Source organism: Cellulomonas sp. WB94 (genome assembly GCF_003115775.1).
GTDB lineage: Bacteria > Actinomycetota > Actinomycetes > Actinomycetales > Cellulomonadaceae > Cellulomonas_A.
This window is the reverse complement of the sequence record NZ_QEES01000002.1, coordinates 2,142,564-2,168,053: the sequence shown is the minus strand read 5'-3', so window position 1 is coordinate 2,168,053 and position 25,490 is coordinate 2,142,564. Positions and strand designations below refer to the sequence as shown.

Genomic DNA, 25,490 nt, shown 5'->3' with positions numbered 1-25,490 from the left:
AGTGCCGCTCCGCTCGACGTCACGGGAGACCTCAGTGCCCATCTACGCCTATACCTGCACAGTCTGCGGCCACAGCTTCGACATCCAGCAGTCGTTCACCGACTCCTCGCTGACGGTGTGTCCGGTGTGCGACGGTCTGCTGCGCAAGGTGTTCTCGCCCGTCGGCGTCGTGTTCAAGGGGTCGGGCTTCTACCGCAACGACTCGCGCTCGAAGTCGAAGTCGACGGTGTCGGCGGGGACGTCGTCCTCGGCCTCGACGTCGACCCCGGCCGCGTCGTCGAGCGACTCCTCGTCCTCCCCGACGACGACCGCCCCGGCGAAGGCTGCCGCCGGCGCGACGTCCAACACCTCGTCCAGCTCCTCGAGCTCCGCCTCCGCCGCGACGAGCTGACCCACCCCCAGCTCAGCCCCGCGCTGCTGCAGCAACCGCACGTGCTCCGGTCGCGCCGCACCGAGGCCGGTCGCTCCTAACGTCGCGGCGTGCACTCCCCCGACGACCTCGACCTTCGCCGCGCGCCCCTCGACCGCAGCGCCGGTCGTCGGCGTCTGCCTCCCCTGCGTGTGTTGCTGTGGCGCGCTCGCCTGCCGGTGACGGCCCTGCTGCTCGGGATCGCGTGCGCCGTCGTCGTCGGTGAGCTGCGTCCCCCACCTGCTCAGACGTCCTCTGTGCCTGTCGCGTCACACCCGCTGTCCGCCGGGCACGTCCTCGTCGCGTCCGACCTCGACCTCGCCGAGATGCCGAGCGGTCTCGTACCGTCCGGGGCGCCGACCTCGGCCGAGCCGCTCGTCGGGGCCTCGCTCGCGGTCGAGGTGCCCGCCGGCCTCCCGATGGTCGACGGACTTCTCGTGCACGACCTGGTCACGGCGCCTCCCGGCACCGTCGTGGCCGCGGTGCGGCTCGCCGACCCGGCCGTCGCTGCCCTCCTCGCGACGGGGACGCGCGTCGACGTCCTCGCGGCGACCGACGACGGCACGACGGGCCGACCGCTCGCTCGCGGGGCGCTCGTCGTCGCCTCAGGCGATCGCGCGGGTCGCAATGCCGATGACAGCGCGCCCCCGCTGCTGCTCGCCGTCGCACCCGCTGAAGCAGCGGCACTCGCAGGGGCTGGCCCGTCGGCCCTGCTGAGTGCGGTCATTGTGGAATGATTCGGGCGTCATCACCGTCACTTGAGGGAGTGCCATGAAGAACATTCTCAATGGATTCAAGGACTTCATCTCTCGCGGCAACGCGATCGACCTCGCCGTCGCCGTCGTTCTCGGTGCCGCGTTCGGAGCCGTCGTCACAGCCATCGTCACCGGCATCGTCACTCCGCTGATCGCCGCGATCTTCGGCCAGCCGGACCTCACGGCCGTCGGGAACTTCACGCTCAACCACGCGGACTTCTCGATCGGCCTTGTCCTGGACGGTCTTCTGAAGTTCCTGCTCATTGCGGCGGCCGTCTACTTCCTCATCGTTCTCCCGATCAACTCCCTCGCCGAGCGCCGCAAGAAGGGCCTCGTCGAGGAGCCGTCCGCACCGTCCGAGGACATCCTCCTGCTGCAGGAGATCCGCGATCTGCTCGCCGGGCAGTCCAGCCCCGCGATTCGCAACGACGCCACCCCCGGCACCGGTCCGGGGACGCCCCCGGTGGTCTGAGACCCTCGGTCAGACACTCGACAGCGACGCCCACGTCCGTTCGGGGCCGTGGGCGTCGCTGTCTTGTCCTCACCAGTGCGGGGGGACGTCCCGCAGCAGTCGCTCGTCGTTCGAGTCCGCACCCTCGTGCCAGCCCGTGTCGGAGTCGTCGGCGCTGCGGTCGGGGATGAGCGGAGTGTCGTCGATCACGCGGGGCACGACGGGTGCCGTCGCCGCGGGCGCAGCCGTGCTCGCCGGGCTCGGCTCGTTCGAGGCGATCGGGGTGGTGGGCTCGGTCGGAACGGTCACGGCTCCATGATCCCACCGCGTCGTCCGGTAGCCCGGAACGCCCGGGTCGTCCCGCCGATGCTCAGCGGGTCGCGCGACGGACAGCGGCGGCCACGACGGCGTCCACCCGCGAGCTGCGCCGCGTCATCCCGAGCTCCTCGCGTACGCGGGCAGCGAGCTCCTCGCGGTTGCGCTCCGAGCCGTCAGACGTGATCCACGTGATGATCTCGTCGAGCTCGTCGTCGCTGTAGGCGCTGACCGGCAGCCCGGATCGCACGTGGGGCCGGGGACCGGTCGGCACGGCCAGGGTCGGCTGCTCGACGTGCAGGACCGGGGCGGCCGGCGTGGCGGCCGGCACGGCGTCCGCGACGACGTGCAGCCCGGCGACCTCGGCAGCGGCCTGCGGGACCGAGTCGATGATCGGCTGCTCGGGTGCGGGTGCGGGTGCGGGTGCCACAGCGGGCGCCGGGATGAACGCCGCGGCGACCGGCCGGGCCGGGAGGTCCGTGAGGCCCGGCGCCACCACCCCGATCCCGTCGATCGGCGTCTCGGTCGCGACCGGCAGCAGGTCGTCGTCGCTCACCGTCGGGGTCACCATCAGAGGGGCGACCGCCCGCGGCGACGCGAGCATGGTGGCGTGCACGGCGCGCCGGATCCGGTCGACCTCGGCCTGGGGGTCGAGGAAGGCGGCGGCAGACCACACCCGCACGACGCTCCAGCCGAGACGGTCGAGACGGTCGGCGACCTGGCGGTCGCGGACGCGGATGCTGGGCTCGGAGACGTACGCCTCGTCGTCGGTCAGGACGGCGACCAGGAGGCGTCCCGGGAGGTCCGGGTGGCCCACGGCGAGCGGGATGCGCGTGCCGCCGGGCAGTCCGTGGTCGATCTCGACGACGAGCCCGTGGCGCCACAGCCGCTCGGCCAGGTCGACGACGAGACGGTCGGGCTCCGCGTGGTCCGCGGTCGCGATCGTCTGCTCACCGGCGCCGGACTCGATCGGCTCGTCATCGACAGGTGCGGCGTCGGCGACTGCGTCGGAACCGGACGCGCCGTCCGCCAGGTCGGAGCCGGACGCGCCGTCCGCCAGGTCGGAGCCGGTCGATTCGTCGCCCGCGTCGTCGGTCATCGGGGGCTCGGGGACGGCCGGCTCGGGAACGGCGACCCTCGTCAGCGCATCCGTCGTCGCACCCTGCCCGCGACGCTCGGCAAAGGCCAGCAGGTCGGCGAGCAGTCGTGCGCCCGGACCGCGCAGCCGGGCGGGGTCGAGGTCCGCCGCGGCGAAGCTCGCGACCATGTCGAGACGGTGCCGGGTCGCGCCGAGCGCGTCGAGCAGGCGGGCGTCACCGCCAGGATCGCCGATCGGGCCGAAGCGGTGCAGCACCCGACCGTGCGGAGTGCGTCCGTAGCCGAGCGTGAAGATGACGGCGTCGCGGCGGAGCCCGGCGACCCCCGTGAGGTCGGCGACGACGAAGGGTTCGACGCGGCCCGAGTCGAAGAACACGGCGAGGCTCGGGTTGGCGCGCACCTCGGCGAGCACCGCCTCGCGCAGGAGGTCGGCGTGGACGATCGACGGCGTGAGCACAGCGAGCGACTCGTCCGGGCGGGTCAGCGCGTGCGTCAGGACGAGCTCGACGACGTGCTCGACCTCGGCGCGCGGACCCTCGACGGTCCCGCTGGTGGCGTCGGGCATGCCGGTGCCGTCGACGACGTCGAGCCGCACGAGCGGTGAGTTCTCGGGGAGCGGGGTCGGGCTGAGAACACCCTCGTAGCCGTGCGCCGCGAGGAACGCGGTCAGGTACGGGTCGCGGCGGGACGCGTCGGCACGCAGCGCGACCACCGGCAGGACGTCGGCGAGGTCACGCACGGCGGTGCCGGACGCGCAGCGCGCATCGCCGACGACGACGACCTGCCGACCCCGGGCGATGACCGCGACGGCGACCTCGACGGGCAGCTGGGCAGCCGCGTCGATGACGACGACGTCGACCGTGCGCGACGCGGGCAGCAGCTGCGGCACGAGCATCGGTGAGGCGGCGAGCACAGGGCGCAGCCGCCGGGTGACGTCGGGGTACCGGGCGACCGTCTCGCGCACGGAAGTCATGCGGTCCTCGACGAGCTCGCCGAACAGCGCCTCGGCCTGGTCGCGGTGCATGCGCAAGGCCGTGCCGATGTGGCCGACGACCGCGTTGCGCACCGGCGTCGACAGGCTCGCGACGTGCTCACGGTCGAAGGCGGCGTACTCCGCAGAGAGCTGCCCGAGCGTCGCGCCGTCGTACCCCGCGAGGGCCGGGTCGGCGGTGAGGATCTGCTCGAACACCGTGCTCCACCACGCCAGCTCGAGCTCGGCACCCACCAGCTCGGCGTCGACACGACGACGCGCGAGGTCGGCGAGGAGGTCGCCGAGACCCGCGGCGGTCAGCGAACGCTCGAGAGCGGTCCGCGCGGGCAGCGTCTCGAGCGCGGCGCGGTCGGTGACCAGCCGGGCGAGCCGGGCGGTGAGCTCGGGCAGGGGCACCTCGAACAGGCCGGCTCCCCCGGGTGTCCCGGTGAGCGCTGCGTCGAGCTCGTCAAGGTCGGCGCTCAGGTCGCGGAACTCGTCCTCGATCGTGGCGAGCCCCTCGGGCAGCTGCGGCCAGCCGCCCGCAGGGCAGTGCGCCTGCCAGATCTGGCGCTGCTTCTGCACCTCGATGAGCGCGCTGTGAAGGTCGGCGACGGGGCGACCCGGGCGGACCATGTCCTTGGCCTGCTTGCGCAGGCGACGACGGAGCCAGTAGCCCATGGGCAGGTCGTGCTGCTCGCGCCACTCCTTGGTGCCCGTCGCGGCGACGAGGTCGGCGGCGGTCCGCTCGAAGATCATCGGCTGGAACAGGTCGAGCGCACCGCGGATGCCGCCGAGCATGACGAGCTGCTCACCCCAGGCGGCGACGGTCGTGGCGGGGACCAGTCCGGTCGCTGCCGAGACCTCCGCGACCCGCTCGGTGAGGCGTGGCAGTCCGTAGCCGAGCACGCGTCCGAGCGTCTCGAGCGCACTGTGCGCGGCGGAGTCGGTCAGCAGGTCGGCACCGAACCAGGGGGTGTCCGACGGCTGGAGCGTGAACGCGCCGAGCTCGCACACCCGGGCCAGGTCGGCCGCGAGCGCGGTGCGCCGCTCGGCGTCGAGCACGCGCGCGACGTCGACGCCGAGCCGGACGGTCGTGCGAGGGGCGGGGCGGGCGGCGGTGAGCCGCGCGAGCGCCTGCAGCGCGTCGTACGCAGAGACCCCCCACGGCTCGCGCTCGGCGTGCAGCCCCGCGACGTAGGCACGCAGCTGCTCGCGCCGCTTGACGAGGTCCCGGCGCACACCGTCGATGCGGGTGTGCTCGGGCGGCCGCACCTCGAGCGTCATCGCACCGAGCAGCCGACGGCCCACGGCGGTGCGCCAGCCGGCCTCGGGCGCCACGTCGAGGAGGAGGTCGTCGAGACCGAGCTGCTCGAGCCGAGCCTTGAGCGCCGAGGACGCCCGCCGGTGCCCGGGGACGTACAGGACGGTGCGCCCCGACGCTGCCGCGTCGGCCACGACGGCAGCGAGCATGCCGGTGACGTCGCTCCCGGTCGGCGCGTCGACGAACAGGTGCTCACCGGTCGCGATCACGTCCAGGACATGCTGCTGAGCGGCGTCGAGGTCCCCGACGCCACGTTCGAGATCGGGGTCCCGGTCGCCGCGGACCGGGGCGGGCACCGGGCGCCGCAGACCCGCGCGCGCTTCCTCGACGCCCGCGAGCGCTGCGACGACCTCGTGCCGGTCGAGCGTGCCGGACAGCGCGTCCAGGTCGTCGACGAGGACCTGTCCGGGGTGCACGAACGTTCCGACGACGATGCGCTCGACGAGCTCGAAGTCCTCGAGCACGGCGGCGCCGAGCGACGTGAGCCGGTCGAGCGCGGGCCGCGGGTCGAACCCGGTGCCGGTGAATGCTCCGCGTGCCACCGCACCCGGGTCGAGCAGCGCGCCGCGGCTGCGCAGCGCGCGCGCCAGGATCGGGTTGACCTCGAGCGACGGCTCGAGCGCGAGCTCGTAGTCGCTCTCGCCGCTTCCCCGGGCTCGCAGCGACACCGGCCGCAGGAGCACCGGCGCACGCACCGTGCGGGGCTCAGCGGGCGTGTGCGTCCCGCCGTCGGCGTCGACGTCGTAGGCCGATGCGGCGCGCTGGACCCGGGCCGCGCGCGTGACCGCGGCGAGGGCCGCGACGTCGTCGGACGCGACGTCCGGCGTCGTCCGCTCGGTCCAGGTCGCCACGCCGATCGCGAGGTAGGTCGGGGCGATGCCGTAGCGCTGCGCGTAGCTCTCGGCGCGCGACCCGACGCTCCGGGCCCGGCGCTTCGCGGTCGCGAGGGAGCCACCCTCGCGCACGAGGTTGGACAGGCGGGTCTCGCGGCCCGCGAAGAGCTGCGCGATGCCCGACGGGTGCGCCGCCGACAGGTCCAGCGCGGCGTCACCGAGGAGATCGACGTTGGACAGGGTCGACCCACCGGCGGCCTCGACCAGCGCACCGCGCCAGGTCGCGACCGCACCGGCCACGAGCTCGTCGGCGGACGGCGAGGAGACGAGGACCGGCGCCGACGACGAGGCCGTCGGGTCGACAGAGGTGGTCGCGTCGGACTCGGGTGCCATTCCGGGTCCCGAGCCGGACGTGCGCGCAGGGACGGTCACGTGGGGAACGCTAACCGCACGGCTCGCGGACGGACGCGTGGCACGCCGATGGCCCGGCGATCAGGGGGGTGGCGAAGAGGGTGATCGTGCGGATCTGCCTCGACCCGCGCGGTGGCGGGGAGCTGTCCGGATGGTCCGTTCCGGGTGATCGGGCGAGCCCCGCGAGGAGGCCCGCCCGACACCGGACGTGAACAGTGCGCACCGCGCAGGGGGCAGGCGATGCGCACTGTCAAAGCAATTGTGGATCCTCGGAGGGTTCCTGGTCAAACGTCCAACGGAGCGAGAACGGGTGAACTCCCCAGGCCCCCGACGGTGCCTCCGCTGCCTCGCAGAACGCCGGTGTTCGCGTCTACTCTGGATCCGAGGTGAGCGACGATGCATGCTTCCGTAGGCGACGAGATCATCATCCACGGCCGGGTCCTCGGGACCCCGTCACGGCGGGGCGAGGTGCTCGAGGCGCACGGCCCCGACGGCACTCCGCCGTACCTGGTGAAGTTCGACGACGGCCACGAGACCCTGGTCTTCCCGGGCCCCGACGTCGAGATCGTCACCCTGACCCACGAACCGACGCCCTGACCCCTCGTCACCGAGAGGTCAGCGCGTCGGACCATCCGTGGCCGGGGCGTAGGCCGGGGCGCGCGCCGGGGTCGGTCCCGGGTCGGCGTAGGCGATGACCTCGGTGGCCTTGGCGGTCAGCCAGACCGGCTGACCCGGCGCGAGCCGGAGGTCGGCGACCGCAGCGGGCGTGATGTCGACGAGCGCCGACGGGGTGCCGTCCACCGCGACGCGCACCCGGTCGGTCAAGAGCTCGAGCCCTGCGACGACCCCCGTCCACGTGTTGCGCGCAGAGCCTGAGTCCGGTCGGCTGGTGTGGATGGAGATCGCGGTCGGCGCGAGCACGACGAGCATGCCCGTGCCTGCCGCAGCCGGCGTCGCCGCGTCCTCGTCGTCCGCGTCCTGGCCGTGCCCGGCGGCGAACAGGACCCCGCCGGTGTCGAGGTCGACACGTCGGGTACCGCGGTCGGTCATCGTGCCGGCATAGAGGTTGAGGCCGACGAGGCGCGCGACGTAGTCGGTCGCGGGTCGCCGGGCCACCTCGGCCGGCGTGCCCTCCTGGACGATGCGGCCCGACTCGAGGACAAGCAGTCGGTCGGCCAGGACCATGGCCTCGAGCGGGTCGTGGGTCACCAGGATGCTCGGACCGCCGAACGCCGCCAGGTGGCGACGCAGCTCGCCGCGCACCTCCAGCCGGGTCCGCGCGTCGAGGGCCGCGAGCGGCTCGTCGAGCAGCAGGAGCTGCGGGTCGCACGCGAGCGCGCGGGCCAGTGCGACGCGCTGCGCCTGCCCACCCGACAGCGCCCCCGGCCTGCTGCGGGCGAGGTCGGCGAGGTCCATGCGCGCGAGCCAGTCGGCGGCGTCCCGTCGTGCGTCCGTGCGCCGCGCGCCTCTGGCTCGCGCCGAGAACGCGACGTTGTCCAGCACGCTCAGGTGCGGGAAGAGCCGGTAGTCCTGGAACACGAGCCCGACGGCACGGTCGACCGCCGGCACGAAGACCCCGGCCCGGGCGTCGTCCCACGTGTCGGCGCCGACCACGAGGCGGCCGTCGGTCAGCGCACCGAGCCCCGCGAGGGAGCGCAGCAGGGTCGTCTTCCCGGCGCCGTTGGGCCCGAGGACGGCGAGGACCTCGCCGGGGGCGACCCGGAAGGCCGCCTCGAGCCGGAAGTCGCCGCGTCCGACGACCACGTCGGCGTGCAGTCCCCCGCGTGCGACGGCCGGCGCGGTCACAGGGTCGCGCCCGGGTGGAGCCAGCGCTCACGCAGCAGCCCGAGGACCGCGATCGAGACGACCACGAGCACGAGGCTCAGCGCGACGGCCGCGTCGGGGTCCCGTTCGAGCGCCTGGTAGACCGCGAGCGGCATGGTCTGCGTGACCCCCGGCAGGTTCCCGGCGAACGTGATGGTCGCGCCGAACTCCCCCAGTGCCCGCGCCCAGCAGAGCATGCTCCCGGCGATCAGGCTCGGCGCGATCAGCGGCAGCGTGACGCGGCAGAAGGTGGCGAACGGGCGCGAGCCGAGCGTGGCCGCGGCCTCCTCCAGGCCCAGGTCCGCCGAGCGGAAGGCACCCTCGACGGTGACGACCAGGAACGGCATGGCGACGAACGTCTCGGCGAGGACGACGCCCGCGCTGGTGAAGGGCAGGGTGATCCCGAACCACTGGTCCAGGTACTGACCGATGAACCCGCGTCGCCCGAGCGCGAACAGCAGAGCCACGCCGCCGACGACCGGGGGCAGCACCAGGGGCAGGGTGACCAGGGCGCGCAGCAGGCTGCGGCCCCGGAAGCGTGCGCGGGCCAGCACCCAGGCCAACGGCACCCCGAGGACCAGCGAGATCACCGTCGCGATCGTCGCCGTGACGAGCGAGAGCCGCAGGGCGCCCACGGCCTCCGACTCCAGGAGCAGCCGGGGCAGGTCGCGCCAGGAGGCCCGCAGCAGCAGACCCACCAGCGGGAGCAGGAGGAAGGCGACGGCCACGACGGCCGGGACGGCCAGCGGCCACGGCGCACGCGAGGTCACGTCGGCGACGGACCGGGTGCGGCGGTCGCCGTCGGGCCCCGAGGTTCGACGCGGCACTCGCACCAGCGTCGTCACGGCGTCTGGAAGCCCGCGGCAGCCAGCACGCGGGCGCCGTCGGCCGACAGGACGTAGTCGACGAACGCCTTCGCCAGCTCGGGACTCGTCGATGCGGCGAGGGTCGCGATCGGGTAGCTCGTGGCGGCGTTCACGTCAGCCGGGATCTCGATCCCCATGACCCTGTCGCCCGCAGCGAGCACGTCGGTGACGTAGACGAGGCCGGCGTCGACCTCGCCGAGCTCGATCTTGGTCAGCGTGGCCTTGACGTCGGCCTCGAGGGTGACCGGGGTGACGGTGAGGCCCGCAGCGGCGAGAACCTTGGCCGCGACGGTGCCGCACGGGACGTCCGGCTGGCAGAGCGCGACCTTGACGTCGGCCTGGGCGAGGTCGGCGAGAGTCGCGATCCTCGCGGGGTTGCCGGGCGCGACGGCGATCTCCATGACGTTCTCGGCGAACGTCGACGGAGCCTCGGCGGCCTGGGCGGCAACCACGGCGTCCATGTTCTTGGCCGACGCGGACGCGAAGACGTCGGCCGGCGCTCCCTCGGTGATCTGGGTGGCCAGCCCGGAGCTGGGCCCGAAGCTGAACGTGATCGTGGCGTCCGTGTGAGCCGCCTCGAACTGCTTGCCCAGCGTCGTGAACGACCCGGTCAGGGACGCCGCAGCGAACACGGTGATCTTGCCGGCGAACGTCGGGGGCGTGCCGGACGCCGACGCGCTGCCCGCCGGAGCCCCGGCGTCGCTGCCGGCGGAGGATCCGCAGCCGGCCAGCAGGGCGATCGCTGCGGCGACCGCGGTCAGCGTGGCGAGAAGGGGGCGACGCACGGGCGGGTCTCCTGGGAGGCGTGAGGCTTCGGGACGGGTGGGTCGGGCGGGGGCTCAGCTGTCAGGGATCTCCACGACCACGTTGGTGGACTTCACGCTGGCGACCGCGAGCACGCCGGGCTGGAGCCCGAGGTCGTCCGCGGCCTCGCGGCTCATGAGCGAGACGACGCGGAACGGTCCGGCCTGGAGCTCGACCTGCGCCATCACGGTGTCCCGCACGACGTTGGTCACGAGGCCCGTGAAGTGGTTGCGGGCCGACTGGCGGCTGATCTGGCCCGCCGTGACGGGGTTCTCGGCTGCGAGCTCCTGCGCGAACCGCGCGAGCACGGCTCCGTCGATCGCCTGGCGACCCGCGTCGTCGGATGTGGCCGACAGCCGCCCGGACTCCGTCCACCGGCGCACCGTGTCGTCGCTGACACCGAGCAGTGCTGCAGCTTCTCGCACACGGAACAGGGGCACGACGACACCCTAACCGCATCTGCGGCCGCAACGCTCGGGACCGTCCGCATCTGCGCGCTCGCGTCGGTCCGCGTCGACGCGCCGCTGCAGAGGAATATCTCGCGGGCGACGTGAGACGAAGGTCACACCCCGGGCCTATGTCCCAGGAATAGCGTGGCAGCGTCCGAGCATCGCCGCCCAGGTCAGAGGCCATCGTGAGCAAGGTTCAGCCGCAAGGTCGCATCGCCACCCGTGATGAGGCACGCATCTCCGACCAGGTCCGCAGTCGCCCGCACGTCCGTGCGGGCGTTCTTGCGACGGCCGCCGCGCTCGCGCTCTCCGGGTGCGCGTCGTCGGCGTCGACCGGCGGGACGAACGGCGGCGGAGAGGCCAGCCTGATCCTGCCGGACCTGAGCGCCGTGACCATCGTGGGCGGCGGCTCCGGCCGCACGCTGCTGCTGTTCGGCCTCCTCGTCTGCGTGCTCGGCATCGGCTTCGGGGCGCTCAGCTACGTCCAGCTGCGCCGCATGGCGGTGCACCCGTCGATGCGCGAGATCTCCGAGCTCATCTACTCGACCTGCAAGACGTACCTCGTGCAGCAGGGTCGGTTCCTGCTCATGCTCTGGGTGTTCATCGCGGCGGTCATCGTCGCCTACTACGGGCTGCTCGTCGGGTTCCCGTGGGGACGCGTCGCGATCGTCATCGCCTTCAGCCTCGTCGGGATGGGCGGCTCGTACTCGGTCGCCTGGTACGGCATCCGCGTCAACACGTTCGCCAACTCGCGGGTGGCGTTCGCGTCGTTGCGCGGACGGCCCCTGGCGATGCACCGCATCCCGATGAAGTCCGGCATGTCGATCGGCATGGTGCTCATCAGCATCGAGCTGATGATGATGCTGGTCATCCTGCTGTTCCTGCCCAGCGACCTCGCGGGCGCGTGCTTCATCGGCTTCGCGATCGGTGAGTCGCTCGGCGCGTCCGTGCTGCGCATCGCCGGTGGCATCTTCACCAAGATCGCCGACATCGGCGCCGACCTCATGAAGATCGCGTTCAAGATCAAGGAGGACGACGCGCGCAACCCCGGCGTGATCGCCGACTGCACCGGTGACAACGCCGGCGACTCCGTCGGCCCGAGCGCGGACGGCTTCGAGACCTACGGCGTGACCGGCGTCGCGCTCATCACGTTCGTCCTGCTGGCCGTCCACGACCCGGCGATCCAGGCCAGCCTGCTCGTGTGGATCTTCGTGGTCCGCGTCGCCATGGTCATCGCCTCCGCGGCGTCGTACCTCATCAACGACGCCATGGCCCGCGTCCGCTACGCCAAGGCCGAGCGCATGAACTTCGAGGATCCGCTCAGCTCGCTCGTGTGGATCACCTCGTCCGTCTGCATCGCGGCGACCTACGCCATGACCTACGTCGTGCTCGGTGACACGCTCACCAACGGCCTGTGGTGGAAGCTCTCGACGATCATCTCGTTCGGCACCCTCGCCGGTGCCCTGATCCCCGAGCTCGTCAAGGTGTTCACCTCCACGCACAGCAAGCACGTGCGTGAGGTCGTCAAGAGCTCGCGCCAGGGTGGCGCCTCCCTCAACATCCTGTCCGGCCTGGTCGCCGGCAACTTCTCCGGGTACTGGCTCGGCATGGCCATCGTCGGCCTCATGGCCGGCGCGTACCTCATGAGCGGGCTGGGCCTCGGGGCACTCATGGTCGCCCCCGGCGTGTTCGCCTTCGGGCTCGTCGCATTCGGGTTCCTCGGCATGGGGCCGGTGACGATCGCGGTCGACTCCTACGGCCCGGTCACGGACAACGCGCAGAGCGTCTACGAGCTGTCCCTCATCGAGGACGTCGACGGCATCGACGACGAGATCCGGCGCGACCACGGCTTCGAGGTCCAGTGGGACAAGGCGAAGCAGATGCTCGAGGAGAACGACGGCGCGGGGAACACCTTCAAGGCGACCGCAAAGCCCGTGCTCATCGGCACCGCGGTCGTCGGCGCCACGACGATGATCTTCTCGATCATCATGAGCCTGACCAACGGCCTGACGACCGGGATGGACAACCTCTCGCTGCTGCACGCTCCCCTGCTGCTCGGGCTGATCTCCGGTGGAGCGGTCATCTACTGGTTCACCGGCGCGTCGATCCAGGCGGTCACGACGGGCGCGTACCGGGCCGTGGAGTTCATCAAGAACACCATCAAGCTCGACGGCGCGACGAAGGCCAGCGAGGCCGACTCGCGCAAGGTCGTCGAGATCTGCACGCAGTACGCCCAGCAGGGCATGCTCAACATGTTCCTCGGCGTGTTCTTCGCAACCCTGGCGTTCGCGTTCGTGGAGCCGTACTTCTTCATCGGCTACCTGATCTCGATCGCCATCTTCGGGCTGTACCAGGCGATCTTCATGGCCAACGCGGGCGGGGCCTGGGACAACGCGAAGAAGATCGTCGAGGTCGACCTGCACGCCAAGGGAACGGCCCTGCACGACGCGACGATCGTGGGTGACACCGTCGGTGACCCGTACAAGGACACGTCGTCGGTCGCGCTCAACCCGGTGATCAAGTTCACGACGCTGTTCGGCCTGCTCGCGGTCGAGCTGGCGGTCAGCCTCAGCGACCAGGGCAACCACACCCTGGTCGTGATCCTCGCGGGCGTGTTCTTCCTCGTCTCGGCCTTCTTCGTGCACCGGTCGTTCTACGGCATGCGGATCCGCACGACCCTCGAGGACGACAGCTCGGAATCCGCCGAGCAGACGCTGGTGCAATCGGGAACGGGTGACGCACGATGAAGATCGCGATCCAGTACGGGGCTGCGCGCGTCGATGCCGACGGGCACGTCGGAGGTCACGACGCCGGTGCGACCCTGGTCCGCCGGCTGCTGAGGGTGTTCCCCGGCGCGCAGCTCATCGGCCCCGTCAAGCGGCAGTGCGAGGGCTTCGACGTGGTGCCGCTCGAGGCCGTCGACGGCGACTCCACAGTCGTCATCACCATGGATGTGATCGACTCCGTGAACATCTGGCGGAGCCTGAAGGCCCGGTGCGACGAGCCGAAGATCATGAACTTCGTGTGGTGGAACACCTCGCTGTACTCCAACCCCGTCGAGCATGCCGCCCTCGCGCTGTCCTGCGCGCTGTTCCCCACCTTCGCGAACTCCGAGCGCACCGCGAGCGAGGTCCGCGAGATCGTCAAGAGCTGGACCGTCCAGCCGCTCGCGGAGAAGGCCCGGGTCGCCTGGGTCAACCTCGGCATCCGGCTCGAGCACGTGCGCCCCCGCAACGAGCCGCCCGTGCCCGTCGTCCTGTACCCGGCCATCTACCTGACCGACCGCAAGCAGCCTCAGGTGTTCCTCGACGTGGTCGAACGCCTCGCCAAGCGCACGCCGATCAAGGTCGAGGCGCGCCTGCACGAGTCGTCCCTGATCTCCGAGAAGGCCATGCGGCTCTCCCGGCACCACTGGGCGTGGGTCGGCCCGCTGACCGCCAACCGGGACGACTACTGGCAGGCCCTCGCGCGCACGACGGCGTTCCTGGCCACGGCCACCGAGGAGTCCTACGGCCTGGAGTACATCGAGGCTCTCGTCGCCGGCGCGGTCGGCGTGTTCCCCGACCGCCCGTGGGTGCGGGCGATCCTGCCCGCGGCCTACCCGTTCATCTACCGGACGCCCGCCGAGGCCGAGGAGCTGCTGTACCGCGCGGTCACCGACACGGCCGCGTGCCGCCGCGAGCTCGACGTCGCCGCCGACGGCGACTTCGCCCAGTGGCTGCGCGCCCGGCACGACGACGACCGGTTCGAGAAGACGATCGCCGACCAGGTCGTGGAGTGGTTCGGCAGCTGAGCCGCGCTGGGGTCAGGTGGCGTGGCCGGGCGTGGTGAGACCCGTCTCGTAGGCGAAGACCACGAGCTGCGCCCGGTCCCGCGCGCCGACCTTCATCATGGCCCGGTTGACGTGCGTCTTCGCCGTCGTCCCGCTGATGAACAGCCGCTCGCCGATCTCGCCGTTCGACAGGCCGGCGCCGACGAGGGCCGTGACCTCGCGCTCACGTGGGGTCAGCTCGCTCAGGCCACCCGGCGCCGTCCGTGCCTGCAGCTGAGGCTGCGACAGGAACCGTGCGACGAGGGCCGTCGTGGCGGTCGGCGAGAGCAGCGACTCACCCGACGCGACGACCCGGATGGCATCGAGGAGCGCGCCCGGTTCGACCCCCTTGCCGAGGTAGCCGCTGGCCCCCGCGAGCAGCGCCTCGACGACGAGGTCGTCGGTCTCGAACGTCGTCAGGACGAGCACCTTGACCCCGGCCATGGCCTCGTCTGCAGTGATCCTGCGGGTCGCCTCGATGCCGTCCGTCCCGGGCATGCGGATGTCCATGAGCACCACGTCGGCACGGGCGCTGCGGGCGCGCGCGACGGCCTCCTCGCCGGTCGAGGCCTCGCCGACCACCTCGAGGTCGGGTGCCGACTCGAGCAGCAGGCGGAACGTCGCCCGCAGCAGCGCCTGGTCGTCGGCGAGCAGCACACGGATGGTCACGCTGGTTCTCCTTCTGCGAGCGTCACGTCGTCGCCGCCGTCGTCGACCTGGACCGGGATGGTCGCACGGACGACGAACCCGCCCGCGGGCGAGCGTTCGGTCGTGAGCGTCCCCCCGCAGGCGAGGGCACGCTCGCGCATGCCGATGAGCCCGTGGCCCGATCCCGCCGGTGGGCGGGTACGCGCCGCCGCGAGCCGTGTCGCAGGCCCGTTCGTCACGGACAACGCGAGCTCGTCGTCGGACCATCGCAGGTCGACGCGCGCCACCGCACCGGCTGCGTGCTTCGTGGCGTTCGTCAGGGCCTCCTGGACGATGCGGTAGGCAGCGAGGTCCGCATCGGGCCGGAGGGTCCTGGGCGATCCCGTCGCCTCGAGCTCCACTGTGCCTCCCACGGAGCGGAAGGACTCGATGAGCTCGTCGAGCCGCGCCAGCCCAGGGACGGGCTGGCGTGCGGCCCCGACGGCCGGGTCGGTGTCCTCGGCGGAGTCGTCGTCCTGGCGCAGCAGCCCCACGGTCGCGCGCAGCTCGTCGAGCGCCTGGCGGGTGTGCTGGCCGATGCCGCGCAGCGCGACCGACGCCGCGGAGGGGTCCGTCGCGAGCAGGTAGTCGGCCACCCCGGCCTGGGCGTTGACGAGCGTCAGGTGGTGCGCCAGCACGTCGTGCAGCTCACGGGCGATGCGCAGCCGCTCGGCCACGACCTGCTGCCGGGTCTCCTCGTCGCGGGCCAGAGCCTCGCGCACCACCCGCTCTCGGCGGCCCGAGACCACGGTGCCGACCGCCGTCGCGGCGATCACGAGGTTGAACATCACCATGTCGGTGGCGACGAGGGTGAGCGGCTTGGCGACGACACCCACCAGGAGCAGGACGGCGGCCGCGCCGCCGCCGAGCGCCCAGCCCACGGGCCGAGGGCGCCGGCTCGCGACCGCCCACGCCGCCACCATCGTGGCGAGCGGGACCGGCTGGAAGGCGCCCATCGCGACCGCCGCCGACGCCCCGGGGTTGGAGTACGGCACGACGACCAGGTGGATCGACTCGACGAGCAGCGCACCGACGAGCGCCGCCACGGGCCGGCGCGCGTACCAGAGCAGCGGCACCCACGCGGCGACTGTCAGGACGAGCAGGGTCGGACCGGGGAACTCCCCGCGCCCCTGCCGCACGACCGCGGTCGTGAGCATCGCGGCCAGGACGAAGCTCAGGAGCGCGGCCCGCGCCCAGACGACACGTGCGGGGCGACGGCCGGCCCGGTCGGGGGCCGGCGCAGGCGCGAGAGAAGTCGCGACCTGCGGGTCGGCGTGCATGCTCGCTCCTTGCTGGTCCGGCGGTCTGCCCCCTGAGACTAGGACCAGCAGCGGGGTGGTCCCGTGCGGTCCAGGTGCTCGAGGACCCGCCGGGTGTCGCGGCCGGTCCGAGCGGTGCCGCTCATCCCGGTGACCGTTCGAGCTGGAGCTGCGTCTCGGTGGTCTCGAAGCCGATCGACCGGTAGATGTCGATGGCGTGGTAGCCGGGGTCGGCAACCATGACCAGGGTGGCCGCACCGAGGTCCGTCAGGCCGTAGCGGCTGACGTGGTGGACGAGTGTTCCGGCCAGGCCCCGGCCGCGCGCATCGGGATGGGTGTCGACGCTCTGGAACCGGGCGACGCCAGAGCCGTCGGAGAACAGACCCATCCCGGAGAGCATCCGACCGTCGACGAACGCACCGAACCAGGAGCCGCAGCCCGCCTCCTGCAGCGGCCTCATCGCCTCCATCTTCCGGACGAGGAACTCCCGGTGGCTGGACGGCTCCCGGTGGGGGGCGTTGGCCAGCTGGAGCGCGATCGCTGCGTCCCGATCGCCACGATCGGTGAGGTCGAGGGCGCGGTAGGTGGCGTCGTGGTTGGGGTGCGGTGGCTCGTGGACGGACGAGGCGGTCATCACCGCGCTGCCGTCGACCGCGTACCCGGCAGCAGCGAACTCGCCGAAGTCAGCCACGTCACCCTGGGTGCCGTCGACGCCGAAGGTGCGATGGGCCGCCTCGGGGAGCTCCCGGGCAAACGTCTCCTCCCACCGCCGCACACCACCCCGACCGGGACGCTCCCGAAGGAGCACGAAGTTGCCCCACCAGAACGTGGGGTTGCCTGGGGTGCGGACGACCAGATGATCGCCGCGGTCCTCGACGTCGCTGCCCTGGAGGGTCAGCAGCATGATGTCTGTCCGAAACCCCAGCGAGGTGATGCGCACGGCGCCGACCCTACCGACGCCGGCCGTTCGGGACGGACCAGACGAACGTCAGCGCCCCCCGCGTCCGGGGCGCTGCCACCGTCAGAGCCCCTGCCAGGCCGGCTTCGCCGCGTAGGTGCTGCGGAAGTAGTCGGCGAGCTGCAGCCTGCTGGCCGCGGCGGGGTCGATGAGCACGCTGACGTGCGGGTGGTGCTGCAGGATCGTCCCCGGCCACATCGCGCTCACGGGGCCCTCGACGAGGTGGTGGATCGCCTCGGCCTTGGCGCGGCCGCTCGCGATCAGCACGATGTGCCGCGCACTCATGATGGTGGCGAGACCCTGCGTCAGGCAGTGGCGCGGCACCGCCTCGACGTCGCCGTCGAAGAACCGCGCGTTGTCCGCGCGCGTCTGGTCGGTCAGGGTCTTGATCCGCGTGCGCGAGGCGAGCGACGAACCGGGCTCGTTGAACCCGACGTGGCCGTCCGTGCCGATCCCGAGGATCTGCAGGTCCACCCCGCCGGCCTCAGCGATCGCCGCCTCGTACCGCACGCACGCCGCGGCGATGTCCTCGGCCAGACCGTCCGGACCCTGGACCGCGTCGGGCACGAAGTCGACCCGCGAGGCGATCTCCTGCTCGATCACGTTCCGGTACCGCTCCGGGTGGTCGGCCGGCAGCCCGACGTACTCGTCGAGCAGGAACCCCCGCGCATGCGCGAACGACACGCGACCGTCCTCGTACCGCCGGACGAGCTCGTCGTAGATGCCGAGCGGGCTCGACCCGGTCGCGAGACCGAGCACGGCCGCGGGCTTGGCGGCGAGCAGCGACTCGATCGCCCCCGCCGCGAGCGCGACCAGCTCCTCGGGTGCTGCGATCACAACCTCCATGTCACTGCCCTCTCTGTTCGGACTGCTGCTCGTCGTTCGTGCCGGCCGTGAGTCTCGACCGTGCCGCTCATGGAGCCACGACCGTGCCCGCGCGCCGGACGCTCAGCACCCGCAGGTCGTCGTCGGTCAGCACGATGTCCGCGCGCCGGCCGGCTTCGAGAGCCCCGATCGTGGCGTCGCCGAGCACCGCAGCCGGCGTGGTCGCGGCGGCCCGCACGACGTCGACGAGCGGGACCCCGCCGGCGACGGTGGTCCGCACGATGTCGAGCAGGTGCGCGGTGCCGCCCGCGATCGCCCCGCCGTGCGTCAGCCGGGCCACTCCGTCGGCGACCGTGACGTCCTGCGAGCCGAGCCGGTACGCGCCGTCGGGCATGCCGGCAGCGGCCATCGCGTCGGTCACCAGCGCGATGTTGTCGGCGCCGACGAGGCTGAAGATGCTCTGGACCAGCTCCGGGTCGACGTGCGTGCCGTCACCGATCAGCTCCACGACGGCCTCGCCCCGGGCGGCAGCCGCGAGGAAGACCGGGATCGGGCCGGGGTCCCGGTGCGTCAGCGGACGCATGCCGTTGAAGAGGTGGGTCACGGTCGCCCGGCCCGAGCGACGACCGGGCGTGGCCGCCAGTCGCGTGCGCGCGTCGGCGAGGGCGTCGGACGTCTGGCGCCAGCTCGCGTCGGTGTGCCCGAAGCTGGGCAGCGCTCCCGCGCCGATCAGCGCGTCGACGACGCCGGCGACGCCGCCCAGCTCGGGGGCGATCGTCATGGTCACCAGGTGCCCGCGCGCGAGGGCGGCGAGCTCACGAGTGAGGTCCGCGTCGGGAGCCTGGATCAGCGCCGGGTCCTGCGCGCCGCAGCGCACCGTCGACACGAACGGGCCCTCGAGGTGGATGCCGGCGATCTCCCCCACGTCCGCGAGCGCGGCGAGCACCGCGACCCGCTGACGCAACGTGTCGGGCGCCGCGGTGACCAACGAGGCGACCAACGTCGTGGTCCCGTGGGCCCGGTGCTCGAGCACCGCGACGAGCGCCTCCTGCGGAGTGGTCGCATCCGGGTAGCTCGCGCCGCCGCCTCCGTGCGTGTGGAGGTCGACGAGACCGGGGAGCACCGTGACGGGGTGCCGGGCCGGGTCCGGGAGGCCCGACCAGCCCGCTGCTGCGGCGTTCGCGGCCTCACCGACCCACGCGATCGTCCCGTCGCGGACGACGACGACGCCGTCGGCGATCACCTCGGTCGGCGTGACGACCCGGCCGCGAAGGAGCTCGGGTGCGGTGCGCTCGGTCATGTGTGGTCGGGGGCCTTTCCGTGAGAGGGAGTGGGGCGGCGGCCCTCGACCACGTCGGCGAGCACCGTCAGGTCCACCGCTGTGCCGTGGGCGCCCGCGGTGACCAGGACGTGAGCGGGGTTGCTGGTGGTCACGCCGACGACGAGACCGACGCCCGCAGCCCGTGCCGACGCGATGCCCGCGGGTGCGTCCTCGAGCGCCACGAGCCCGCCCGGAGGCAGGCCGAGCAGCTCGGCACCGCGCCGGAACGGCTCCGGGTCGGGCTTGCCGTGCTCGCAGTCCTCGGCGGTGACCATGCCGATCATGCCGTCGTCGACGTCGAACGACCGGAGCGCCGCCCTGGTCCACGTGCGGCCCGCCGAGGTCACGACGGCGACGGGGAGCCCGGACGTCACGCAGGCGGTGAGCAGGCGCGCGGCTCCCTCGACCGGGGTCAGCCGGACGTCCATCCCCCGCAGCATGTCGATGACGCTCCGGGTGAGGGCGTGCGGGTCCTCGTCACCCCAGGGCCCGGCAACGCTCGCGAACACCTCGTGCGCGCGGCGCCCGGAGAACAGTCGGACGACGTCGTCCTCGACCACCCACCCGCGCGACGCGAAGTACTCCCGGAACGCGCCCTGGTGCGCCTCCTCGCTGCGCACGAGGGTGCCGTCGAGGTCGACGAGCAGACCGGCGCCCGGGCGATCGAGCCGCGCGCCGACCTCGTCGGCGATCAGCTCCACTCGAACAACGGTTCCCCCGCGCGGACCGCCACACCGACGTCGACGAGCGGCGTGAGGCAGCCGGGCTTGCCCTCCAGAGCGACGACCGGGCAGATGGGCGACCGTCCGCCGGCCTCGACCGCGGCCGGGTCCCAGCTCACGACGACGTCGCCCGCGACGACCACGTCGCCCTCCTTGACGTGCAGCGTGAAGCCCACGCCGCCGAGCTGGACGGTGTCGAGCCCGAGATGCACGAGGGCGGAGTGCTCGGCGTCCGCGGTGACGACGAACGCGTGCGGGTGCAGCTTGACGATCGTGCCGTCGATCGGGGCGATCGCCTCGACGACGCCGTCGCGGGTTGGGTCGATCGCCATGCCGGGGCCGACGAGCTCCGCGCCGAAGACCGGGTCGGGCACGTCGGCCATGGCACGCACGACACCACCGATCGGTGCGAGCACGGTGAGGGGTGCGGTCATCAGCGCAGGTCCTCGATGTCCGAGGCGAGCGTGTCGGCCTCGGGACCGACGACCACCTGCACGGCGGTGCCGGACCGCATGACGCCGAACGCCCCGGTCGCCTTGAGCGCGGCCTCGTCGACCAGCGACGGGTCGACGACCTCGACCCGCAGCCGCGTGATGCACGGCTCGAGGTCGACGATGTTCGCGTCTCCGCCGAGAGCCGCGAGAATCTGCTCCGCCTTGCTCATGCGCTTCTCCTTGCTGACCGACGGCAGCCCGGTTGCCGCGCGTCCCGATTGTTCACAACAGCTCCTCGAGGTCCGTCGCGATGGTGTCGACGTTCGGCCCCATGACGACCTGGACCACGTGACCCGAGATCATGACGCCGTGGGCGCCGGCCGCTCGCAGGGCCTTCACGTCCACGACGGCAGTGTCGTGGACCTCGGACCGGAGCCGTGTGGTGCACGGCTCGATCTCGATGATGTTCGCCACGCCACCCAGTGCCGCCAGGATGTCCGCTGCCTGCTCGCTCACACCGTTCCGCCCCTCGCTCATCCCACGAACTCCGTCGTCGCGGGCTCTGCCGTCAGGTCGCTCGAGGTCCGCCGGGGTGTCAACGCGCGCTTGGGCGCGCGCAGCGGGACCCAGAGCACGTAGCGGTCGGCCCGGTAGGTCGACCGTGAGTACACGCAGGCCGTCTCGCCGGCGAAGGTCCGTCGCGCGAGTCGCAGGACGGCCCGGCCCGGCGCGACGCCCAGCAGCTCGGCGTCCTGTGCGTCGACCTCGGTCGCGGAGACGGTGTCCTCACCCCAGTCGGGCTCGAGGCCGCGCCGCCGCAGCTCGCCGTAGATGGAGTCGGGCACGGCGCCGTCGAAGAATCCAGGCACCAGCTCGCACGAGAGCCACGACTGCTCGATCGCCATGGGCACGCCGTCGGCGAACCGCACCCGGTGCAGGGAGTAGACCCGCTCCCCGGGGAGGATGTCGAGCGCGTCCGCGATGTCGGGGGTCGCGGCGACGACCTCGGCCGCCAAGACCTTCGACGACGGCTCCATGCCGCGTCGGGCCATCTCCTCGCCGAACGACGCGAGGCGCACCTCGAGGTCGACCTTGGTGGGTGCGACGAACGTGCCGCGGCCCTGCTCCCGGTCCAGGAGCCCCTCGACGACGAGGGCGTCGACCGCCTGGCGCACCGTCATCCGCGAGACGCCGAACTGCTCGCAGAGCAGCCGTTCCGAGGGGATGGTGTCTCCCGCCGAGAGCTCGTGCGTGACGAGCGAGCGAAGGTAGTCCCGGACGCGCACGTACTTCAGAACCGAGCGACCCACCGTGGTCCCTTCGCTGCGCGACTCGTGCTGACGGCCGAAGCATGCCGCCCTTGACACCGGATGCACCATTCCATCATGGTTGCGACAACTGGTCCAGACATCTAGCGCACTTGATCGACACCTGATCCCCGGTCTGGACGAGGGAGCGCCGGTGCCCACCGGCTCACGGCCCGCACACAACGAGGAGTGCACCTGTCATGACCGCCATCACCGCCCCCGCGTCACGCGAGAAGCGCGGCATACCCGGGCTCGCCCAGCTCCAGCGCATCGGCCGCTCGCTCATGCTGCCGATCGCCTCGTTGCCCGCCGCGGCCCTGCTGCTGCGGCTCGGGCAGCCCGACATGCTCGGCAAGGACGGGCTCGCCGGGGCGTGGGGCGACTGGCTCCTGCCGGTGGCCGACGCGCTCGGCGCTGCCGGCAACGCGCTGTTCGCCAACCTCCCCCTGCTGTTCGCCCTCGGCGTGGCGGTCGGGTACGCCCGCAAGTCCGACGGCTCGACCGGTCTTGCGGCCGTCATCGGGTACCTGGTGTTCAAGGGCGTCTCCGACGCCCTTTCGCCGTACATCCTGGGCAAGCCGGTCGGCGACGCCAAGCAGGAGCTGATCAACTACGGGGTCCTGGGCGGCATCGTGATGGGCCTGGTCGCGGCCCTCCTCTATCAGAAGTACTCGCGGATCAAGCTCCCGGCGTACCTCGCGTTCTTCGGCGGTCGGCGGTTCGTGCCGATCGTCACCGCGGGCATGGCGATCGTCGTCGCGGTGATCGGCGCGCTCATCTACCCGTGGTTCGACTCCGGCCTGACCTCGGTGGGCAGCTGGGTCACCGGCTCGACGATCATCGGAGCGTTCGTCTACGGCACCGCGAACCGGCTGCTCGTCCCGATCGGCCTGCACCACCTGCTGAACTCGCTGCCGTGGTTCCAGTTCGGCGCCTTCACGGACGCGAACGGCAAGGTGTGGAACGGCGACATCGCCCGGTTCCTGCACGGCGACCCGACCGCCGGAACCTTCATGACCGGCTTCTTCCCGATCATGATGTTCGCGCTGCCCGCCGCCGCCCTCGCGTTCGTGCACACCGCGAAGCCGGCCAAGCGCAAGGTCATCGCGGGCATCATGGGCTCGGCCGCACTGGTCTCGTTCGTCACCGGGGTCACCGAGCCGCTCGAGTTCTCGTTCCTGTTCCTCGCCTACCCGCTGTACGTGATCCACGCGGTGCTGACCGGGACAAGCCTCGCGCTCGTCAACTGGCTCGGGATCCACGACGGGTTCGGGTTCTCGGCCGGCGTGATCGACTACCTGCTCAACTTCCGGATCGCCACGCACCCGCTGTGGATCCTGCCGATCGGCCTGGCCTACGGAGCGATCTACTACTTCCTGTTCAGGTTCGTCATCACCCGGTGGAACCTGCGGACCCCGGGACGCGAGGAGGACGACGCGACCGTCGACCCGAACAACGTCCTGGTCGACCAGCCGGACGACGAGCCCGTCAAGGCGGTGCGCACCGTCACCCCGGCAGCAGGCAGCACGTCCGCCTGAGGTCCGAGGCCCGGCCGGAGCGCGAGCACCGGCCGGGCCTCGGCACGTCACCTGATCTGAACCGCTCGAACCGATCGAACCGATCGAACCGCGAGGATGCGATGCCGACCGACGACGAAACCCAGCAGCGCCGGCTCACCGGCATCGGCGTCAGCCCCGGCCGTGCCTCCGGGCCCGTGGTCGCGATGCCGGATCCCGTCGCGGAGCCGCTCGCCGGCGCGACCCTCGCCCCCGAGGCCGACCTCGACCAGGCGGCCGAGCGCATCGCCACCGCCGCACTCAGCGCGCAGACCGATCTCGAGCAGGCCGCCGCCCGTGCGAGCGGCGCAGCGCGGGAGGTGCTCGAGACCACCGCGATGATGGCCGCCGACCCGACGCTCGTCGCTGCGGCCCAGCAGCTCGTGCGCGAGACCCGGCTCGTACCCGCCCGCGCGGTCTGGCAGGCGGCCGCCGGGGTGATCGCTCAGCTCGCCGCGCTCGGCGGGTACATGGCCGAGCGCACGCGTGACGTCGCCGACGTGCGCGACCGCGTCGTCGCCGCCCTCACAGGCCAGGCGCCCCCCGGCGTCCCGCACTCGGACCACCCGTTCGTCCTCGTGGCCGCGGACCTGTCCCCCGCCGACACCGCGACGCTCGACCCGGACCGCGTCGTCGCGCTCGTGACCCGTGACGGCGGAACGACGTCGCACACCGCGATCCTCGCGCGCGCCCTCGGCATCCCCGCGGTCGTCGGCGTCGCCGGTGCCACGACTGTTCCGCCCGGCACCCTCGTGCTCGTGGACGGGGCCGCCGGGACGGTGACCCTGGACCCCACCGCGGAGCAGGTCGCCCAGGCGGCTGCCCTCGCGGCGCGGGTGCGGACGTTCGACGGCGCCGGTCGCACGAGCGACGGGCACCGCGTCCCGCTGCTCGCCAACGTCGGCCGACCCGACGGCGCGCAGGCCGCCGCCGACGCTGGGGCCGAGGGTGTCGGTCTGTTCCGCACCGAGTTCTGCTTCCTCGACCGCACCGACGCGCCGACGATCCCCGAGCAGGTCGCGCAGTACCGGCAGGTTCTCGCGGCGTTCAGCGGCACGAAGGTCGTCGTGCGCACCCTCGACGCCGGCGCGGACAAGCCCCTGCCCTTCCTCATGACGGCGGCCGAGCCCAACCCGGCCCTCGGCGTCCGCGGCTACCGCACGTCCTGGCGCAACCCCGAGGTCCTCGAGGACCAGCTGACCGCGATCGCGCAGGCGGCGCAGGCGGAGACCGCCGACGTCTGGGTGATGGCCCCCATGATCGCCACGGTCCCCGAGACGACCGCGTTCGTCGAGCGCTGCCACGCGCACGGCCTCGCGACCGCCGGGGTGATGGTCGAGGTCCCGAGCGCGGCGCTGAGCGCCGGCCAGATCCTGCGGCACGCGGCGTTCGCGAGCATCGGCACCAACGACCTCACCCAGTACGCGATGGCGGCGGACCGCATGCTCGGTGAGCTCGCCCCGCTCTCGACCGCCTGGCAGCCCGCCGTGCTGCAGCTCGTGGCGGCGACGTGCCAGGGCGGGGTGCAGAACGACCGACCGGTCGGGGTGTGCGGAGAGGCCGCGGCCGACCCGGCGCTCGCCGTCGTGCTCGTCGGGCTCGGCGTCGCGACCCTCTCGATGACGGCCCGTGCCCTGCCCGACGTCGCGGCCGTGCTCGGCTCGGTCACTCTCGCGACGTGCCGGGAGCTGGCGGCGCTCGCGACGGGCGCCGACTCGGCCGAGGCGGCACGTGAGGCCGTCCGGTCGCGACTGCCGGTCCTCGACGAGCTCGGGCTCTGAGGGTCCCGGGCGCGCGGGGCCTGACCGACCCCGCGGGGGCTCAGCCGGCGTTCTCGAGGTACGCCACGAGGGCGTCGAGCGACGGGCCCGCGGCGTCGTCGTCGCTCGCGAGGACGACCTCGTCGCCGTGCCGCGCGCCGAGCGTCATGATCGACAGGATGCTCGACGTGGGCACCGGGGAGCCGTCTGCCGTCCGGATCGTGACCGCACCGGGCAGCCCCGCGGCCAGCTTGACGAACAGCGCGGCCGGGCGGGCGTGCAGGCCCTCAGCGATCGCGACGATGACACGGCGTTCGAGCACGAGGACCCCCTGGGTGTGG

The 25,490-nt window shown here is 72.5% G+C and carries 25 protein-coding genes and 1 pseudogene; 8 read left to right on the top strand and 18 right to left on the bottom strand.

Going from position 1 to position 25,490, the window contains the following annotated elements; genetic code table 11:
- Window position 1 precedes the first annotated feature (1 nt).
- Window positions 2-175 (top strand): annotated as a pseudogene (locus DDP54_RS18920) (FmdB family zinc ribbon protein); the annotation flags it as partial.
- Window positions 176-189: 14 nt separating this feature from the next.
- Here the strand turns inward: DDP54_RS18920 and DDP54_RS18915 are convergent.
- Window positions 190-486: a hypothetical protein gene (locus DDP54_RS18915; protein WP_347338535.1), complete on the bottom strand. Its 297-nt coding sequence runs from the start codon at window positions 484-486 to the stop codon at window positions 190-192.
- On the opposite strand from DDP54_RS18915, the gene DDP54_RS11220 reads away from it, so the two are divergent.
- Entirely contained in the window at window positions 481-1,146 is a 666-nt protein-coding gene (locus DDP54_RS11220; protein ID WP_242448354.1) for an SAF domain-containing protein, read from the top strand. The genes DDP54_RS18915 and DDP54_RS11220 overlap by 6 nt on opposite strands.
- Before the next feature lie 34 nt (window positions 1,147-1,180).
- On the top strand, window positions 1,181-1,636 hold the full coding sequence (gene mscL, locus DDP54_RS11215) for a large conductance mechanosensitive channel protein MscL (RefSeq protein WP_109131806.1): 456 nt from the start codon (window positions 1,181-1,183) through the stop codon (window positions 1,634-1,636).
- Window positions 1,637-1,705: 69 nt separating this feature from the next.
- On the opposite strand, the gene DDP54_RS11210 is transcribed toward mscL, so the two are convergent.
- Both DDP54_RS11210 and DDP54_RS11205 read right to left on the bottom strand, forming a co-directional pair.
- Window positions 1,706-1,924, bottom strand: coding sequence for a hypothetical protein (locus tag DDP54_RS11210; protein ID WP_109131805.1), 219 nt, complete (start codon window positions 1,922-1,924; stop codon window positions 1,706-1,708).
- Window positions 1,925-1,985: 61 nt separating this feature from the next.
- Window positions 1,986-6,587, bottom strand: coding sequence for an ATP-binding protein (locus DDP54_RS11205; RefSeq protein ID WP_109131804.1), 4,602 nt, complete (start codon window positions 6,585-6,587; stop codon window positions 1,986-1,988).
- A gap of 375 nt (window positions 6,588-6,962) precedes the next feature.
- On the opposite strand from DDP54_RS11205, the gene DDP54_RS11200 reads away from it, so the two are divergent.
- Window positions 6,963-7,163 carry a DUF1918 domain-containing protein gene (locus DDP54_RS11200; protein ID WP_109131803.1) on the top strand — a complete coding sequence of 67 codons (201 nt, stop codon included), beginning with the start codon at window positions 6,963-6,965 and terminating at the stop codon, window positions 7,161-7,163.
- Window positions 7,164-7,181: 18 nt separating this feature from the next.
- Here the strand turns inward: DDP54_RS11200 and DDP54_RS11195 are convergent, their stop codons facing one another.
- From DDP54_RS11195 to DDP54_RS11180, 4 genes are read right to left on the bottom strand one after another with little or no spacing between them, the layout of a single operon-like run.
- Entirely contained in the window at window positions 7,182-8,372 is a 1,191-nt protein-coding gene (locus tag DDP54_RS11195; RefSeq protein WP_109131802.1) for an ABC transporter ATP-binding protein, read from the bottom strand.
- Window positions 8,369-9,217 carry an ABC transporter permease gene (locus DDP54_RS11190; protein WP_242448353.1) on the bottom strand — a complete coding sequence of 283 codons (849 nt, stop codon included), beginning with the start codon at window positions 9,215-9,217 and terminating at the stop codon, window positions 8,369-8,371. The genes DDP54_RS11195 and DDP54_RS11190 overlap by 4 nt, the downstream gene beginning before the upstream one ends.
- 14 nt (window positions 9,218-9,231) lie before the next feature.
- Complete coding sequence (gene modA / locus DDP54_RS11185) at window positions 9,232-10,041, bottom strand: molybdate ABC transporter substrate-binding protein (protein ID WP_109131801.1); 810 nt, start codon at window positions 10,039-10,041, stop codon at window positions 9,232-9,234.
- A gap of 54 nt (window positions 10,042-10,095) precedes the next feature.
- On the bottom strand, window positions 10,096-10,500 hold the full coding sequence (locus DDP54_RS11180) for a TOBE domain-containing protein (RefSeq protein WP_109131800.1): 405 nt from the start codon (window positions 10,498-10,500) through the stop codon (window positions 10,096-10,098).
- A gap of 194 nt (window positions 10,501-10,694) precedes the next feature.
- On the opposite strand from DDP54_RS11180, the gene DDP54_RS11175 reads away from it, so the two are divergent.
- Both DDP54_RS11175 and DDP54_RS11170 read left to right on the top strand, forming a co-directional pair.
- Window positions 10,695-13,256, top strand: a complete 2,562-nt coding sequence (locus DDP54_RS11175; RefSeq protein WP_242448352.1) for a sodium-translocating pyrophosphatase — start codon at window positions 10,695-10,697, stop codon at window positions 13,254-13,256.
- On the top strand, window positions 13,253-14,302 hold the full coding sequence (locus tag DDP54_RS11170; RefSeq protein ID WP_109131799.1) for a hypothetical protein: 1,050 nt from the start codon (window positions 13,253-13,255) through the stop codon (window positions 14,300-14,302). The genes DDP54_RS11175 and DDP54_RS11170 overlap by 4 nt, the downstream gene beginning before the upstream one ends.
- A 12-nt stretch (window positions 14,303-14,314) precedes the next feature.
- Here DDP54_RS11170 and DDP54_RS11165 read toward each other — a convergent pair whose 3' ends face one another.
- The 10 genes from DDP54_RS11165 to DDP54_RS11120 all read right to left on the bottom strand — a co-directional run bounded on the left by DDP54_RS11165 (window position 14,315) and on the right by DDP54_RS11120 (window position 21,836).
- Window positions 14,315-14,989: a response regulator transcription factor gene (locus tag DDP54_RS11165; protein WP_109131798.1), complete on the bottom strand. Its 675-nt coding sequence runs from the start codon at window positions 14,987-14,989 to the stop codon at window positions 14,315-14,317.
- The gene (locus DDP54_RS18645; protein WP_109131797.1) at window positions 14,986-16,287 is read right to left on the bottom strand and encodes a sensor histidine kinase; all 1,302 of its coding nucleotides are present in this window, start codon (window positions 16,285-16,287) and stop codon (window positions 14,986-14,988) included. The genes DDP54_RS11165 and DDP54_RS18645 overlap by 4 nt, the downstream gene beginning before the upstream one ends.
- Window positions 16,288-16,408: 121 nt before the next feature.
- Window positions 16,409-17,206 carry a GNAT family N-acetyltransferase gene (locus DDP54_RS11155; protein WP_109131796.1) on the bottom strand — a complete coding sequence of 266 codons (798 nt, stop codon included), beginning with the start codon at window positions 17,204-17,206 and terminating at the stop codon, window positions 16,409-16,411.
- Window positions 17,207-17,287: 81 nt separating this feature from the next.
- Window positions 17,288-18,070 carry a glucosamine-6-phosphate deaminase gene (nagB, locus tag DDP54_RS11150; protein ID WP_109131795.1) on the bottom strand — a complete coding sequence of 261 codons (783 nt, stop codon included), beginning with the start codon at window positions 18,068-18,070 and terminating at the stop codon, window positions 17,288-17,290.
- A 67-nt stretch (window positions 18,071-18,137) separates the two neighbouring features.
- On the bottom strand, window positions 18,138-19,349 hold the full coding sequence (locus tag DDP54_RS11145; protein ID WP_109131794.1) for an amidohydrolase family protein: 1,212 nt from the start codon (window positions 19,347-19,349) through the stop codon (window positions 18,138-18,140).
- Window positions 19,346-20,071 carry an HAD-IA family hydrolase gene (locus tag DDP54_RS11140; protein WP_158274510.1) on the bottom strand — a complete coding sequence of 242 codons (726 nt, stop codon included), beginning with the start codon at window positions 20,069-20,071 and terminating at the stop codon, window positions 19,346-19,348. Before DDP54_RS11140 ends, DDP54_RS11145 begins: the two co-directional genes overlap by 4 nt.
- The gene (locus tag DDP54_RS11135) at window positions 20,062-20,526 is read right to left on the bottom strand and encodes a PTS glucose transporter subunit IIA (protein ID WP_109131792.1); all 465 of its coding nucleotides are present in this window, start codon (window positions 20,524-20,526) and stop codon (window positions 20,062-20,064) included. The genes DDP54_RS11140 and DDP54_RS11135 overlap by 10 nt, the downstream gene beginning before the upstream one ends.
- Window positions 20,526-20,783, bottom strand: coding sequence for a PTS glucose/sucrose transporter subunit IIB (locus tag DDP54_RS11130; RefSeq protein ID WP_277949603.1), 258 nt, complete (start codon window positions 20,781-20,783; stop codon window positions 20,526-20,528). The genes DDP54_RS11135 and DDP54_RS11130 overlap by 1 nt, the downstream gene beginning before the upstream one ends.
- A 25-nt stretch (window positions 20,784-20,808) precedes the next feature.
- Window positions 20,809-21,063 carry a PTS glucose/sucrose transporter subunit IIB gene (locus DDP54_RS11125; RefSeq protein WP_109131790.1) on the bottom strand — a complete coding sequence of 85 codons (255 nt, stop codon included), beginning with the start codon at window positions 21,061-21,063 and terminating at the stop codon, window positions 20,809-20,811.
- The gene (locus DDP54_RS11120) at window positions 21,060-21,836 is read right to left on the bottom strand and encodes a GntR family transcriptional regulator (protein ID WP_242448351.1); all 777 of its coding nucleotides are present in this window, start codon (window positions 21,834-21,836) and stop codon (window positions 21,060-21,062) included. The genes DDP54_RS11125 and DDP54_RS11120 overlap by 4 nt, the downstream gene beginning before the upstream one ends.
- A 197-nt stretch (window positions 21,837-22,033) precedes the next feature.
- Here DDP54_RS11120 and DDP54_RS11115 point away from each other — a divergent pair, with 197 nt between their 5' ends.
- Together DDP54_RS11115 and ptsP are read left to right on the top strand one after the other, a co-directional pair.
- Window positions 22,034-23,371 (top strand): PTS transporter subunit EIIC, encoded by a 1,338-nt coding sequence (locus DDP54_RS11115; RefSeq protein WP_109131789.1) that lies wholly within the window; start codon window positions 22,034-22,036, stop codon window positions 23,369-23,371.
- A gap of 101 nt (window positions 23,372-23,472) precedes the next feature.
- On the top strand, window positions 23,473-25,170 hold the full coding sequence (gene ptsP, locus DDP54_RS11110) for a phosphoenolpyruvate--protein phosphotransferase (protein ID WP_109131788.1): 1,698 nt from the start codon (window positions 23,473-23,475) through the stop codon (window positions 25,168-25,170).
- A 40-nt stretch (window positions 25,171-25,210) separates the two neighbouring features.
- On the opposite strand, the gene DDP54_RS11105 is transcribed toward ptsP, so the two are convergent.
- Window positions 25,211-25,471, bottom strand: a complete 261-nt coding sequence (locus tag DDP54_RS11105) for an HPr family phosphocarrier protein (protein WP_109131787.1) — start codon at window positions 25,469-25,471, stop codon at window positions 25,211-25,213.
- Between the last annotated feature and the right edge of the window lie 19 nt (window positions 25,472-25,490).